The sequence below is a fragment of the Bacillus sp. FSL M7-1020 genome, from assembly GCF_038050415.1.
In the GTDB taxonomy this organism is placed as follows: domain Bacteria; phylum Bacillota; class Bacilli; order Bacillales; family Bacillaceae_G; genus Bacillus_A; species Bacillus_A toyonensis.
Window position 1 is genome coordinate 810158 of record NZ_JBBOTW010000001.1, and the last position, 12587, is coordinate 822744.

The window sequence follows — 12587 nt, forward strand, 5'->3', positions numbered from 1 at the left end:
TCGCCATGACGAATTAGTTAGAGTTTTTTTGTTTTTTAACATGAATGCCATCATGTGAGTTCCTAAAAATATGGAATTCACGTTGCTTAATTATATTTTTTAATCTTCGTGATCGATTTCTATTGTGCCTGTTCTAGCGCTAACTTTTAAAACATTCAATAGATTATCAGGTGTCTTGATTTCCACTTCATATTCGAATTGAGATTGTGTTAAGTTGTCATCTTCTAATTCAAATTCTTTTTTCACATGAATAATTTCTCCATTTGTTTGTGCTAAAGCAATTTCACGAACTTGTTTTTCTGTGTAGTTGTCATTCTTTTTTGCATAATTGTAACCCATACCAAAATATCCACCAACAATAGCAATACCAATTACTAAAGTAGCAATTACACTTATCATTATTTTCTTTTTATGTTTTAACATTTTCATTCACTCCTTAATGATTAATCATCTATTCCAAATCTTGCTTCAAGTGCATTTTCTGCTTGCTCTAATTGATCTTCTAGTATATCTTGTTCTCTTTCTTGTGTTTGATATTGTTCAACAGTTATCGTTCCAGCGCGATAATCTGCTTCTAGCTGATTATCAGATAAATCTATTTTGTCATCTAATTGGTCAATTTCTTTTTTTGCTGCTAAGTACGTATTTAAGTCCTCTTCTTTTGTTCCAACTGGTTTTGTGTTATGTGCCTTTTCTATAATAGATGAGACTTCATTTTTGAAATCTTGTATTTGCTTCGTATCATTCGTAGCAGGCTCTGTTTTGTTTGGTTCTTTTTGTAGTTGAGCAACTTCTTTTTGTAATTTATCATTTTCCGTTTTCAGTTGTTGTACTTCTGTATTGTTATCAGATTGAGTAGAACAAGCTGTTAAGAATAAACAAGACATTGCTCCAATTATCATCCAGTTTCTCATTATGTTTTCCTCCCTTTAATTGAGCACCTTATCCTTGCCTTTATATTACTGAACAAACATTAAAGGAAGATTAATGTGCCAAAAAATAAAATGATATAATTAAATCGTTTCTAATCTTTCTTTAATGTTTTGGAACTATAGTGATATATATAATAAGAAAAAAGGAGGATGCTAATGCGAGTTCTTATTGTCGAAGATGAACAAGACTTACAAAATATATTAGTAAAACGATTAAATGCAGAATATTATAGTGTCGATGGATGTGGGAATGGAGCAGATGCCTTGGATTATATAAGCATGGCTACTTATGACTTGATTGTGCTTGATATTATGATTCCCCGAATAGATGGGTTACAAGTGTTACAAAGATTACGCGCAGACAATAATACAACTCCTGTCTTGCTTCTTACAGCTAAAGATACAATTGATGATCGCGTAAAAGGACTCGACTTAGGTGCGGATGATTATTTAGTAAAGCCATTTGCTTTTGATGAACTATTAGCAAGAATTCGAGTGTTGATGCGAAGAAAAACAGGGAATACCTCTAATGTGTTTGAAATTGCTGATCTAGTGGTGGATTGCAATATGCATAAAGTAACAAGGGGAGAGCAGGTTATTAATCTTTCCAGTAAAGAATTTGCTATTTTAGAATATATGATTCGTAATAAAGAAGTTGTGTTGACACGAGATAAAATTGAGCAACATGTGTGGAATTACGACTATGAAGGTGGCTCAAATATTATTGATGTTTACGTCCGATACCTTCGTAAAAAAATTGATAGCCAGTTTGAAACGAAGTTAATTCATACAGTACGAGGCACTGGTTACGTATTGCGAGTAGAGTCATGAAAAAACTATCAATAAAAATGAGAGTAACCCTTTGGTATACGGGGTTAATTGTAATTATTATGGCACTCGTGTTAGCTTTTATTTTAGCTTCTTCAGATAAAGTTGTGCTTTTTAATATGAAAAATCAATTAAAGAGCACAGTAAAAGAAAGCATGGAAGATATCAAATATAAGCATGGGCAGTTAAAGATTGACGATGAGTTTGAAACTTTAGAAGATGGAGTAAATCTCCTCATTTATAGTAAGCAAGGTGAGCTACTGGCAGGAAATAGTCCAACAAGCTTTAATAAAAAGATATCGCTTAAATCCGATGAAATACAAACCATTAAAAATGGTAATAAAGAATGGATCGTATATGATTTTCTCCATAACGTAGGCGGCGATGAGCAAGTCTGGGTTCGTGGAATAATGACGATGAACCAATTATCATCAACGATGAATACGCTTATCGTGGTAACACTCATCTCTTTCCCATTACTTATTCTCATTGCGGCAGTGGGAGGATATTTTATTACGCAAAGAGCGTTTCGACCTGTGAAACAAATGAGTGATTCAGCTAGTGAAATTGGTGATGGTAAAGACCTTTCGAAGAGGATTAATTTACAAGGTTCATCGAAAGACGAAATTTATCATTTAGCACAAACCTTTGACAACATGTTTGAGCGATTGGAGAAATCATTTGAAAGTGAAAAACAATTTACATCTGATGCATCTCATGAATTAAGAACGCCAACATCTGTGATTATTTCGCAATGCGAATACGCCTTATCGCAGAGGAATAATCCGAAAGAAATGGAAGAATCTTTAGAAGTAATTTTAAGGCAATCACGTAAAATGTCCTCGTTAATCTCGCAACTTTTATTATTAGCACGAGTTGATCAAGGAAAGCATGATACTTTTCAATTTGAATGTATCAATATGAGTGAATTAACGGAAATCGTTGTAGAAGAGCTTTCATTAATGGTTCAAGAAGCCTCGATTGATATAACAACAAATATAGAGGAAGACCTGTTTATTAAAGCAGATCAAACATTGATGATGCGTTTATTAATGAATTTATTAACGAATGCGATTGCTTATGGTAAAGAGAATGGTAGTGTGAATATACAACTATGCCGTGATGGAACGAACATAATAGGTAAAGTCTCCGATAATGGCATAGGCATCAGCGAGCAACATATTACGAAAATATGGGAACGCTTCTATCGAGTTGATGCAGCACGAACATCTTCAAACATGGGAAACACAGGTTTAGGATTGTCGATGGTAAAATGGATTGTCGAACTACATGGAGGAGAAATTACCGTTGAAAGTAAATTAGGGGAAGGCAGTACTTTTACATTTAAACTACCAATTGAAAAACGAGCATAATGTATGCTCGTTTGTAGCTTTAGAATAAAGATGGATTTAAAAGCTCTCTTTAATCTTTATTTAAAAGTAAATGAAAGTAAATCGATTTAGTTATAAATTATGTTTTCAACATGATACAATACATTCCTTTTTAGTATGAAATTGAAACAACAAGAACAGATGATTAGTCTGTTTCTAACATCATAGATTTATATTTTCGAACGTGTTGCGCAAATGATTTCGGTGCGGAGTTCAAGGTTAAATGGGCTGAAGTTAATAAGTAGTCTGCTATATGTTGTCTATTAATTAGGAAAAGGGCACTCCATTGAGGGAGTGCCCTTTTCCTAATTAATGATGGTAACAGATAAAAAACTCTTTGTATTACCAGGAGTCACCGTGGCTTGATTGCATGTACATAATTGTACTAGATTTAGTCGAATCAACTTGTTTCTTAGAATCTGATTGTGAAGGGAATGCTAATCCAATAGATAATGCAACTGAAAGTGATAAACCTAAAATCGTTCCAAAAAGTTTTTTCATTATTTTAACGCTCCTTTTTCAAAAGTTTTTTCTTTAGCTTGATGACTAATATAAAAGTATTTACTAGCTTTTACAGTGTCGCTTTCTTCGTAAAACTTGATTGCTAATTTTTCAGTGTATTCTTGTGTGTAAGTATAGAGTTGTTGTGTGTCGAAAAATGAGATAGCTTCCAAAGATAATTCTTCGAGAATAGCAGCCGAAACACCTTTATTTATACAATCTAAAAGTTTGAAATGATATAGGTATTCTTTATTGTCTAGCTTCTCACAAATTGATAATCCTCGTTCGATTAACTCGGCCGACTGTTCAAGTTCCCCAATCTTTAAATGTTCTCTAGCCTTAAGAAAAATGGCCCTAAAATGCTCTGGAGTTTTAGTTGTTACTTCTGATAAGTGTCGAATTGCTAAAGCGGATAAGTTTTGGCTACTATATAAAAAACCTAAATTATTGCGGACTCTTAATATTAGGGAATCCTCATTATTTTTACGTAAAATATCTATTGCAGAATTAAATTTTTCTTCTGCTACAGGGAATTGTTTTATATTAATACATGCTAAACCGTATAAGTTCTCACAAGCGGCAACATTATTTTCATAGCCATTATGTTTAGAGAAGATTTCTTTAGCTTTAGTCACATGTTGAATTCCTAATAGAGGTTGATAGGTATGAAGATAGAAGTTAGCAAAACGATAGCTAAACTCGGCTATTTCAAGATCGTCATGAATATGTTGTAATAGTGTTTCGGCTTTTTCGTAGTATTCCCAGGCTTCATTGTTGTTGGAAATTAGTGTGGCATGAATCCCTTTGAAAAAGTGATAATAATAAGACAACGATTCATTTTTTGGTATATCCAGTGAATCAATTGCCTGGAAGCTTGTGGGTGTGATGCTTAAATGATCGAGCAAAACTTTAAAGCGAAAAGTAAGAAGTGAGTAATGGAATAGTAAATTTGGATCTTCATTAATACTTTTTATGTGTGTATCAATCTCTGTTTTTAAATGTTTTGCTTCTTTTAGGTGCTGGGCACGTATCTCTTGATACCAATTATTTAAAAGTTGTGTGATTATATCTTTTGGTTTTAGATGACTTACCATAATTCTCCTCGCTTTCTACTATATTTATTTGTATATTGATATGTATATACTAGCAAGAAATTAAGTGTGTTAGAGTGATAGATAGCAAGAAAAAACTTTTTCAATAATTTTCTGATAATTTAAAAGGTAATTAGAATATAAATAAGATTCCTTAGATGGTGATCATTTATTTATTGCCAAAAAATAAGTGCATCGAGCAAGTATGACTATTGTACTTAAAACAAATAACAGCCTGTTTGTATGTTGTATTTCCTTAGTATTGTAAATAAGCATTTTACTCCATCGCTATCCATTTGAAAGAACAAGTGATCCCACTTTATGGTTATATGCAAAACTTAAAAAACATAAATAAGCAGAACCTTTGTATTTTGCTATCTTACGTATTTCATCCTGCACAAAAAATATTTCTCAACATTTTGTCCGTTTAAAAAGATTGAATATTCGTATTATAACGAATATTATGTTGTTATCGACAAAAAAACGATAATTTGCAGACACTGGGGAGGAAATGCATTGAAAAAGGATAAGAAGTTAAAACCATTATCAGTTTTAGCAACAGCGGCAGTACTAAGTAGTAGTTTTGCTTTTGGAAGTCATGCAGCGTATGCTGATACGCCATCATCTCTACCGATAGATGAGCATTTAATACCGGAGGAGCGTTTGGCAGAAGCGCTAAAACAACGGGGCGTAATTGATCAATCTGCATCACAAGCGGAGACGTCAAAGGCTGTCGAAAAATATGTTGAGAAAAAGAAAGGGGAAAACCCTGGGAAAGAAGTCTTGACAGGAGATAGTCTTACGCAAGAAGCTTCTGATTTTATGAAAAAAGTAAAAGATTCAAAAATGAAGGAAAATGAACAGGCGCAGCAGCCAGAAGTAGGACCAGTAGCTGGACAAGGTGCAGGATTAAATCCAGGGAAATTAAATGGAAAAGTACCTACTACATCAGCGAAGCAAGCTGAGTACAATGGAGCTGTCCGAAAAGATAAAGTACTTGTTTTACTCGTAGAATTTAGCGATTTTAAGCATAACAATATTGATCAAGAGCCAGGATACATGTATTCTAAGGACTTCAATCGTGAACATTATCAAAAAATGTTATTTGGTGATGAACCGTTTACGTTATTTGATGGATCGAAGATTAACACATTTAAACAATATTATGAAGAACAATCTGGTGGTAGCTACACAGTTGATGGAACTGTAACGGAATGGCTTACTGTTCCAGGAAAAGCTTCAGATTATGGTGCGGATGCTGGAACTGGTCATGATAACAAAGGTCCTTTAGGGCCACGTGATTTTGTGAAAGAAGCATTAAAAGCAGCGGTAGCAAAAGGGATCAATTTAGCAGATTATGACCAATTTGATCAATACGATCAAGATGGTGATGGAAATAAAAACGAGCCAGATGGCATTATTGATCATTTAATGGTTGTACATGCTGGTGTTGGTCAAGAAGCTGGTGGCGGTAAATTGAAAGATGATGCAATTTGGTCTCATCGTTCAAAACTTGGGTCAAAACCATATGCGATTGATGGCACAAAATCTTCTGTTTCAAATTGGGGCGGAAAGATGGCTGCATACGATTATACAATCGAGCCTGAAGATGGAGCGGTTGGTGTGTTTGCGCATGAGTATGGTCATGATTTAGGCTTACCAGATGAGTACGATACGAAGTACTCAGGACAAGGTGAACCTGTTGAGTCTTGGTCTATTATGAGTGGCGGTAGCTGGGCTGGAAAAATTGCAGGAACAGAGCCAACAAGTTTCTCACCACAAAATAAAGAGTTTTTCCAAAAGAATATGAAGGGCAATTGGGCGAATATCGTTGAGGTAGATTACGATAAACTTCGCACGGGAGTCGGTGTTGCAACATATTTAGATCAAAGTGTTACAAAATCAAAACGACCAGGAATCGTTCGTGTTAACTTGCCGGACAAAGATATTAAAAATATCGAATCGGCATTTGGTAAGAAGTTTTACTACAGCACAAAAGGAAATGACATTCATACAACACTTGAGACACCAGTATTTGACTTAACAAATGCAACGGATGCTAAGTTTGATTATAAGGCATTCTACGAACTGGAAGCGAAGTATGATTTCCTTGACGTATATGCGATTGCAGAAGATGGAACGAAGACACGCATTGATAGAATGGGCGAAAAAGATGTAAAAGGCGGCGTGGATACAACTGATGGTAAGTGGGTTGATAAATCATACGATTTAAGCCAATTCAAAGGGAAAAAAGTAAAACTGCAATTTGAGTATTTAACAGATATTGCAGTAGCTTATAAAGGATTTGCATTAGATAATGCTGCATTAACTGTAAATGGAAAAGTTGTTTTCTCAGATGATGCAGAAGGCCAACCAGCAATGACACTAAAAGGATTTACGGTGTCTAACGGATTTGAACAGAAGAAACATAACTACTATGTAGAGTGGAGAAATTACGCTGGTTCTGACACGGCTTTACAACATGCGCGTGGTCCAGTATTTAATACAGGAATGGTTGTATGGTATGCGGATCAAAGCTTTACAGATAACTGGGTAGGGGTTCATCCAGGTGAAGGATTCTTAGGAGTAGTAGATTCTCATCCAGAGGCAATCGTAGGGACATTAAATGGACAACCGACTGTGAAGAGCAGTACGCGTTATCAAATTGCTGATGCTGCATTCTCATTCGATCAAACACCAGCATGGAGAGTAGATTCGCCAACTCGCGGTATCTTTGACTATAAAGGATTACCAGGTGTTGCGAAATTTGATGATTCTAAGCAGTATATCAACAGCGTGATTCCAGATGCAGGACGTAAGTTGCCGAAACTAGGATTAAAGTTTGAAGTAGTAGGCCAAGCAGAAGACAAGTCTGCAGGTGCAGTTTGGATTCATCGATAAAATAAGGTGAAGTGAAGAGGAGCTGTCTCATAAGTTGGTGAAACCGACTTATGGACAGCTCTTTTTTTTATTGTAGAAAAGGGACCTTTTAGGAACTAGTTCATGGAAAAGAATGATATAAAATTTATCCCGCTATTTGCCGGGCAGTAAGGCCCCCACCTCAAAATTCAGCGGAAGCAAAGAAGTTAGGTGGGGGTCGGGCTGCCTGTAAACGCCCGATTGGTGAAGGCTAATAATCAGTGGGGATGAACAAAACCCCCACTGATTAAAGTTTCACTTTATTTTCAATACGAGTGAACAAACGTAAACTTAAATATTAGAAAATATAGATGAAATTCCGCTATTATACCTTTCAATAAAATAATAATAGCATTATATATTATAAGGAATGCTTGTCCTTAATTGTAAATGAAAGGGGGAAATTGATATGAGTTATGGCTATGGTTATTCTTCTAAAAAATGTTGTAAAAATTACAATGAAACGTTATCAACGGGTGTATTACGTAGACATTCTGCTACTTTATTTCTTACTGTTGATGCTATGAATGTTGATCCAGATGATACTCATAGAGTAACTGTTGAAATGTTTGATTGGTCATCTGGTTCTCCTGTATTGTTACCATTAGTAGATCCTTCTACACGAACATTAGCACCTAATCAATATGTTACTTTTCGTTCGGCAGCTCTTCCTCCAGGACTTTTTGCTTACGAAGTAAGAATAATTCATCCAAATGATAGAGATGTTGTTACGAATGTTTTTGGTCTTAGTGCAATCGTATTTAATCCACAAGAAGGAAATAATGTTTTACAACATGATTTAGCAAAATTAGACCTTAAATAGATTTTATAAAAGTCTAAATATGGAAATGGTTAAGTAAAGGAAGTAGGATGTAAAGCTACTTCCTTTACTTAACATCAACTATATAAAAAAATTTAGTGTCATCATCGGTACATAGGACAGCACGATTTAGCAAATCAATATTAACGATAGTCATATAATTAAAGAGTAAATAACCGTCTCCATAATATATAATTAATATTTCTTCTTCGAATGATAAGGAGCATAACAATAGTATGTATTTCGTTTGCTTGTATAAAGCAAATTGTATAAAGAGAAGAAGGATCTCCTTAAAGGAGATCCTTTTTACGTTTTATCATTTTTAAAGAAATCTTTCATCATTTTAGAGTGTTTCATGTTTAATGTCACAGCTTCTACTTTACCTTTCTTCTCATCTTTAGCGATTGTAATTTGCTCCTTATTATCGATCCAGACAAGAAACTCTTCTTTTGCGTCATCTTTACATGTAACGGTTATAGTAGAATGTGCCGATTGTTTCTTTTTTTGATCTAATGTAATTGTTTTCGAGGTTCCATTTTGAACTGCCGAAACGATAGGTTTTATCATTTCTTCATTGTCTGTTTGAGATTTGGAAATAGTATTATTTGTTGTTTTCAGTATTTCAATGTCTGTAATATTAGCGGAATTTAATTGAAATGTATTTTGTGTATGTTCTTGCTTAACTTGTGAAGCTTTATCTGTAGCCGAGGAGCTTGTACAACCTATTAAAGTGAAAGATAGAGCGGTTAGAGCGCATATAGATATGATTTTTTTCATAGTATCCCTCCTTATGTTTAATTATAACAATTTTCTGTTAATTTAGGTAGTTATTGTAAGGAGAAGATGTTTTAAAGTGGTAAATGATGTTGTTCATTTTCTATTAAAATTAAAATTCACATAACTTTTTTCATATTTTATGTTTAACATTTCGAAAATAGGTGTACTACATATAATATAACAAATAATTCATTTTAAAGGAGGAAGTTAAAGATGGAAACGAAGTATAGTAAACCTTTTGTATATGAATTTATTACGGAGAAAGAGGTCATGAATGCGGCAAATGATCTAGTGAAGAAAGGAATAGAACAAAAAGATATTTACGTGTTAACACATGAGAAAGAGAGGACAGATAGAATCGCAGATAATGCAGACGTGAACACGATTGGAATAAAAGAGGAAGGACTTGGGACAAGCATTATTAATGTCTTTCAAAAAACGGGAGATCAGTTAAGAAATAAGATGCAAGAGTTAGGACTTAATGAGGAAGAAGCTAACTTTTATGAAGAAAAGCTGGATGAAGGGAAAATCTTGTTATTCGTTAAGGATTTAGAAAGAGTCGGTGAATGGCTACAAGAAAGAAGATGCACGTATTCTCTTTAAATTTGTATCCTTTACATCTATAAATCTATTACGAAAAGGAGATTGGAAATATGAGTGAGAGCGGTCTAAAAGAACAAATTACGGGTAAAGTTGAAAAGAAAAAAGGACAAGTAAAAGAAGGGATTGGTGAAGTTACAGAAGATAGAGAGTTGAAAAATGAAGGGAAGTGGGAGAAGACGAAGGGAACTATAAAAGAAAAAGTCGGAAAAGTGAAACAAAAGATAAGTGATGGATTGGATAATAAAGAATAATACATGTTTATCAAGCTTTGGTTACATACCAAAGCTTGATAAATCAAATATAAAAACAATATAGGAGGTTTAATTGTGGGACTTATTATTACGTGTATTGTAGGTGGACTTATTGGTGCGTTAGCTGGAATGATTACGGGGAAAGACTTTCCTTTAGGTATAGTTGGTAATGTAATTGCTGGTTTAATTGGATCTTGGGTAGGTAGTGCGTTATTTGGTCATTGGGGTCCTGAATGGGGAGGCATTTTTGTTCTTCCAGCGTTATTAGGTGCAATCGTCTTTATTTTAATCGTTACATTCTTCTCTAGAATGCTACGGAAAGCGTAAGTATGATAATGAATAGTAATCTTAAGTTTATTATATATAACTATAAAGTGAATGAACTGATAAATATACATAAAAAAGCATCCAATTAAACTAATTTGGATGCTTTTTTAATGTAATCTGCATAGGAATGAGCGGGGGATGAAGGCCCCCGCTCATTGAAATTACACTTTTTATTATGTATTAAATCATCGTTACTTTTTCACAATTATTTATTCTTACGACTTGCCTTGGCTCTATATGAGATAAGTCCTCGCTATTACCTATATCAACTACAATTGTATTTGTTAGTATGTTAATAATGGAACCAACTAACGTTGTAGCATGATCGTGTCGATAAGAAAATTGAACGAAATCTCCCTTTTTAAAGCTGTGCTCTTCCATAGATAGATCCCCCTAAAAATAATGTTTATACATTATACATACACAAATTTATAAGTTTTAAACATTTGATAGTATTTTTTAAGTGTTAAGCCGAGAAAGGTGTGGGGAATTTATTTATAATTAAAATAAAAAATATGTTTAAAACTAATTTTTATGGGTAATTAAATAGTAAAAGTTTGAGATAAGGGGGCGGAAATGATGAATTTGGAAATAAATATTTTGCAAAATGATGTAGGTTATACGGTACAACTTAATGGTGAGATTGATGCGTATACGGCATCAGATTTGAAAAATAAGGTAATGCCTATTACAAGTGAAAAAGAGGTTCATATTGTAGTAGATTTTCATAACGTAGATTATATGGATAGTACTGGTTTAGGTGTTTTTATAGCACTATTAAAAGCAGTTAAGAAAAATGATGGAAAGCTAGAGTTTATCGGTGTATCTAAAAGATTAAAAAGATTATTTGATATTACAGGGTTAACAGAAATATTAAACTTGAATTCGGATTTTGAAAAAGTAGAAAGAAGGTGACTAGGGATGATGGAGAAATTTGAAAAGATAGAAATGAAAATTCCTGCAAAGGCAGAATATGTGGCTATTATTCGTTTAACAATGGCTGGTGTTGCGAACCGAATGGGCTTTGCTTATGACGATATAGAAGATATGAAAATTGCTATTAGTGAAGCATGTACAAATATTGTACAACATGCATATAAAGAAGACGTTGGAGAAATTACAATTGTCTTCGGCCTATATGAAGATCGATTAGAAATTATGGTTGCGGATAATGGGGTTAGCTTTGATTTTAATAACTTAAAAAGGAAAGTTGGTCCGTATGATATTAGTAAACCAGTAGAACATTTGCCGGAAAATGGTTTAGGTTTATATTTAATTAATACGTTAATGGATGATATACAAATTATGCATGATGAGGGCATGACAGTTTTAATGACAAAATATATACAAAGAGAGCAGGTGGAGAATGATGGAAATCCAATCTCAACCTACAACTCTTACTAAAGAAGACGTTATTAAGCTAATTGCAGAATTCCAACAAAACCAATGTAATGAAGCACAGGAAAGGTTAGTTGATCATTATAAAAATCTCGTACATTCCATTGCATATCGCTATTCAAAAGGCGGGCCGATGCATGAGGATATTATACAAGTAGGGATGTTAGGGCTCTTAGGCGCAATAAGAAGGTATGATTATTCGATAGGGAATGCTTTTGAGCCGTTTGCAATACCTACAATAGTAGGCGAAATAAAGAAGTATTTACGTGATAAAACTTGGGGCATTCACGTTCCAAGGCGAATTAAAGATTTAGGCGGGAAAATTAAACTTGCGATAGAGGAGTTAACAGATCACCTGCAACGTTCACCGAAGATAATAGAGATTGCGGATCATTTAGGACTATCCGAAGAGGAAGTGCTAGAAATTATGGAGGCGAAAAATAATTATCGAGTATCTTCCTTAGATGATGTAGTTGAAAATTCATCTGATGGAAGTTCGGTAGCGAGAATTGAATCTGTAGGTGAAGTAGAGCAAGGATATGAACAGACAGAAAGACGTCTCGTTTTAGAGGATATTTTTAACGTATTAAATGAGACAGAAAAGAGTGTTATTCATTATATATTTGGAGAAAATTTAAATCAAAAAGATACAGGGGAACGGTTAGGTATTTCGCAAATGCACGTTTCTCGTATTAAAAGACAAGCGATAAGTAAATTGAAGCAAGCTGCATTTTTAGATACATAAAAAT

Annotated in this window: 16 protein-coding genes and 1 pseudogene; 10 read left to right on the top strand and 7 right to left on the bottom strand. The window is 34.0% G+C overall.

Annotation, left to right across the window (positions count from 1 at the left end; translation table 11 throughout):
• Positions 1-99: 99 nt before the first annotated feature.
• Entirely contained in the window at positions 100-423 is a 324-nt protein-coding gene (locus MHB70_RS04110; protein ID WP_000912147.1) for a PepSY domain-containing protein, read from the bottom strand.
• A gap of 20 nt (positions 424-443) precedes the next feature.
• Positions 444-914, bottom strand: a complete 471-nt coding sequence (locus MHB70_RS04115) for a hypothetical protein (protein WP_052943382.1) — start codon at positions 912-914, stop codon at positions 444-446.
• A gap of 174 nt (positions 915-1088) precedes the next feature.
• Here MHB70_RS04115 and MHB70_RS04120 point away from each other — a divergent pair, with 174 nt between their 5' ends.
• Entirely contained in the window at positions 1089-1763 is a 675-nt protein-coding gene (locus MHB70_RS04120) for a response regulator transcription factor (protein WP_001264540.1), read from the top strand.
• Positions 1760-3133, top strand: coding sequence for a sensor histidine kinase (locus MHB70_RS04125; protein ID WP_000736484.1), 1374 nt, complete (start codon positions 1760-1762; stop codon positions 3131-3133). Before MHB70_RS04120 ends, MHB70_RS04125 begins: the two co-directional genes overlap by 4 nt.
• Positions 3134-3493: 360 nt before the next feature.
• On the opposite strand, the gene MHB70_RS04130 is transcribed toward MHB70_RS04125, so the two are convergent.
• Both MHB70_RS04130 and MHB70_RS04135 read right to left on the bottom strand, forming a co-directional pair.
• On the bottom strand, positions 3494-3652 hold the full coding sequence (locus tag MHB70_RS04130; RefSeq protein ID WP_000732343.1) for a hypothetical protein: 159 nt from the start codon (positions 3650-3652) through the stop codon (positions 3494-3496).
• Positions 3652-4746: a response regulator aspartate phosphatase gene (locus MHB70_RS04135; RefSeq protein ID WP_000253569.1), complete on the bottom strand. Its 1095-nt coding sequence runs from the start codon at positions 4744-4746 to the stop codon at positions 3652-3654. The genes MHB70_RS04130 and MHB70_RS04135 overlap by 1 nt, the downstream gene beginning before the upstream one ends.
• Positions 4747-5259: 513 nt before the next feature.
• Here MHB70_RS04135 and MHB70_RS04140 point away from each other — a divergent pair.
• Both MHB70_RS04140 and MHB70_RS04145 read left to right on the top strand, forming a co-directional pair.
• A complete protein-coding gene (locus MHB70_RS04140; protein ID WP_000710824.1) occupies positions 5260-7644 on the top strand; it encodes an immune inhibitor A domain-containing protein in 2385 nt (794 codons plus the stop codon).
• A gap of 427 nt (positions 7645-8071) precedes the next feature.
• Positions 8072-8485, top strand: coding sequence for a hypothetical protein (locus MHB70_RS04145; protein ID WP_000120220.1), 414 nt, complete (start codon positions 8072-8074; stop codon positions 8483-8485).
• A gap of 64 nt (positions 8486-8549) precedes the next feature.
• Here the strand turns inward: MHB70_RS04145 and MHB70_RS04150 are convergent.
• Positions 8550-8717: pseudogene (locus tag MHB70_RS04150) on the bottom strand (YolD-like family protein); the annotation flags it as partial.
• A 71-nt stretch (positions 8718-8788) separates the two neighbouring features.
• The gene (locus tag MHB70_RS04155; RefSeq protein WP_061529386.1) at positions 8789-9259 is read right to left on the bottom strand and encodes a hypothetical protein; all 471 of its coding nucleotides are present in this window, start codon (positions 9257-9259) and stop codon (positions 8789-8791) included.
• A 213-nt stretch (positions 9260-9472) separates the two neighbouring features.
• Here MHB70_RS04155 and MHB70_RS04160 point away from each other — a divergent pair, with 213 nt between their 5' ends.
• From MHB70_RS04160 to MHB70_RS04170, 3 genes are all read left to right on the top strand, one after another.
• Positions 9473-9862 (top strand): general stress protein, encoded by a 390-nt coding sequence (locus MHB70_RS04160; RefSeq protein WP_000448820.1) that lies wholly within the window; start codon positions 9473-9475, stop codon positions 9860-9862.
• 50 nt (positions 9863-9912) lie between these two features.
• The gene (locus tag MHB70_RS04165; protein ID WP_000004263.1) at positions 9913-10113 is read left to right on the top strand and encodes a CsbD family protein; all 201 of its coding nucleotides are present in this window, start codon (positions 9913-9915) and stop codon (positions 10111-10113) included.
• A gap of 75 nt (positions 10114-10188) precedes the next feature.
• On the top strand, positions 10189-10440 hold the full coding sequence (locus tag MHB70_RS04170) for a GlsB/YeaQ/YmgE family stress response membrane protein (RefSeq protein ID WP_000522903.1): 252 nt from the start codon (positions 10189-10191) through the stop codon (positions 10438-10440).
• A 180-nt stretch (positions 10441-10620) separates the two neighbouring features.
• Here the strand turns inward: MHB70_RS04170 and MHB70_RS04175 are convergent, their stop codons facing one another.
• Complete coding sequence (locus MHB70_RS04175) at positions 10621-10821, bottom strand: hypothetical protein (RefSeq protein WP_000391024.1); 201 nt, start codon at positions 10819-10821, stop codon at positions 10621-10623.
• Positions 10822-11016: 195 nt separating this feature from the next.
• Between MHB70_RS04175 and rsbV the strand changes: the two genes are divergently transcribed.
• The 3 genes from rsbV to sigB are packed head-to-tail and all read left to right on the top strand — an operon-like array spanning position 11017 to position 12583.
• A complete protein-coding gene (gene rsbV, locus MHB70_RS04180; RefSeq protein WP_002106052.1) occupies positions 11017-11355 on the top strand; it encodes an anti sigma b factor antagonist RsbV in 339 nt (112 codons plus the stop codon).
• A 6-nt stretch (positions 11356-11361) separates the two neighbouring features.
• Positions 11362-11844 (top strand): anti-sigma B factor RsbW, encoded by a 483-nt coding sequence (rsbW, locus tag MHB70_RS04185; protein WP_000970214.1) that lies wholly within the window; start codon positions 11362-11364, stop codon positions 11842-11844.
• Positions 11807-12583 (top strand): RNA polymerase sigma factor SigB, encoded by a 777-nt coding sequence (gene sigB / locus MHB70_RS04190; RefSeq protein WP_002155283.1) that lies wholly within the window; start codon positions 11807-11809, stop codon positions 12581-12583. The genes rsbW and sigB overlap by 38 nt, the downstream gene beginning before the upstream one ends.
• The last annotated feature ends 4 nt before the right edge of the window (positions 12584-12587 follow it).

Bases quoted from the DNA above. Each gene is read 5' to 3' on its own strand.
- MHB70_RS04110 (WP_000912147.1), bottom strand. From the start codon at position 423: ATGTTAAAACATAAAAAGAAAATAATGATAAGTGTAATTGCTACTTTA.
- MHB70_RS04115 (WP_052943382.1), bottom strand. From the start codon at position 914: ATGAGAAACTGGATGATAATTGGAGCAATGTCTTGTTTATTCTTAACA.
- MHB70_RS04120 (WP_001264540.1), top strand. From the start codon at position 1,089: ATGCGAGTTCTTATTGTCGAAGATGAACAAGACTTACAAAATATATTA.
- MHB70_RS04125 (WP_000736484.1), top strand. From the start codon at position 1,760: ATGAAAAAACTATCAATAAAAATGAGAGTAACCCTTTGGTATACGGGG.
- MHB70_RS04130 (WP_000732343.1), bottom strand. From the start codon at position 3,652: ATGAAAAAACTTTTTGGAACGATTTTAGGTTTATCACTTTCAGTTGCA.
- MHB70_RS04135 (WP_000253569.1), bottom strand. From the start codon at position 4,746: ATGGTAAGTCATCTAAAACCAAAAGATATAATCACACAACTTTTAAAT.
- MHB70_RS04145 (WP_000120220.1), top strand. From the start codon at position 8,072: ATGAGTTATGGCTATGGTTATTCTTCTAAAAAATGTTGTAAAAATTAC.
- MHB70_RS04155 (WP_061529386.1), bottom strand. From the start codon at position 9,259: ATGAAAAAAATCATATCTATATGCGCTCTAACCGCTCTATCTTTCACT.
- MHB70_RS04160 (WP_000448820.1), top strand. From the start codon at position 9,473: ATGGAAACGAAGTATAGTAAACCTTTTGTATATGAATTTATTACGGAG.
- MHB70_RS04165 (WP_000004263.1), top strand. From the start codon at position 9,913: ATGAGTGAGAGCGGTCTAAAAGAACAAATTACGGGTAAAGTTGAAAAG.
- MHB70_RS04175 (WP_000391024.1), bottom strand. From the start codon at position 10,821: ATGGAAGAGCACAGCTTTAAAAAGGGAGATTTCGTTCAATTTTCTTAT.
- rsbV (WP_002106052.1), top strand. From the start codon at position 11,017: ATGATGAATTTGGAAATAAATATTTTGCAAAATGATGTAGGTTATACG.
- rsbW (WP_000970214.1), top strand. From the start codon at position 11,362: ATGATGGAGAAATTTGAAAAGATAGAAATGAAAATTCCTGCAAAGGCA.
- sigB (WP_002155283.1), top strand. From the start codon at position 11,807: ATGATGGAAATCCAATCTCAACCTACAACTCTTACTAAAGAAGACGTT.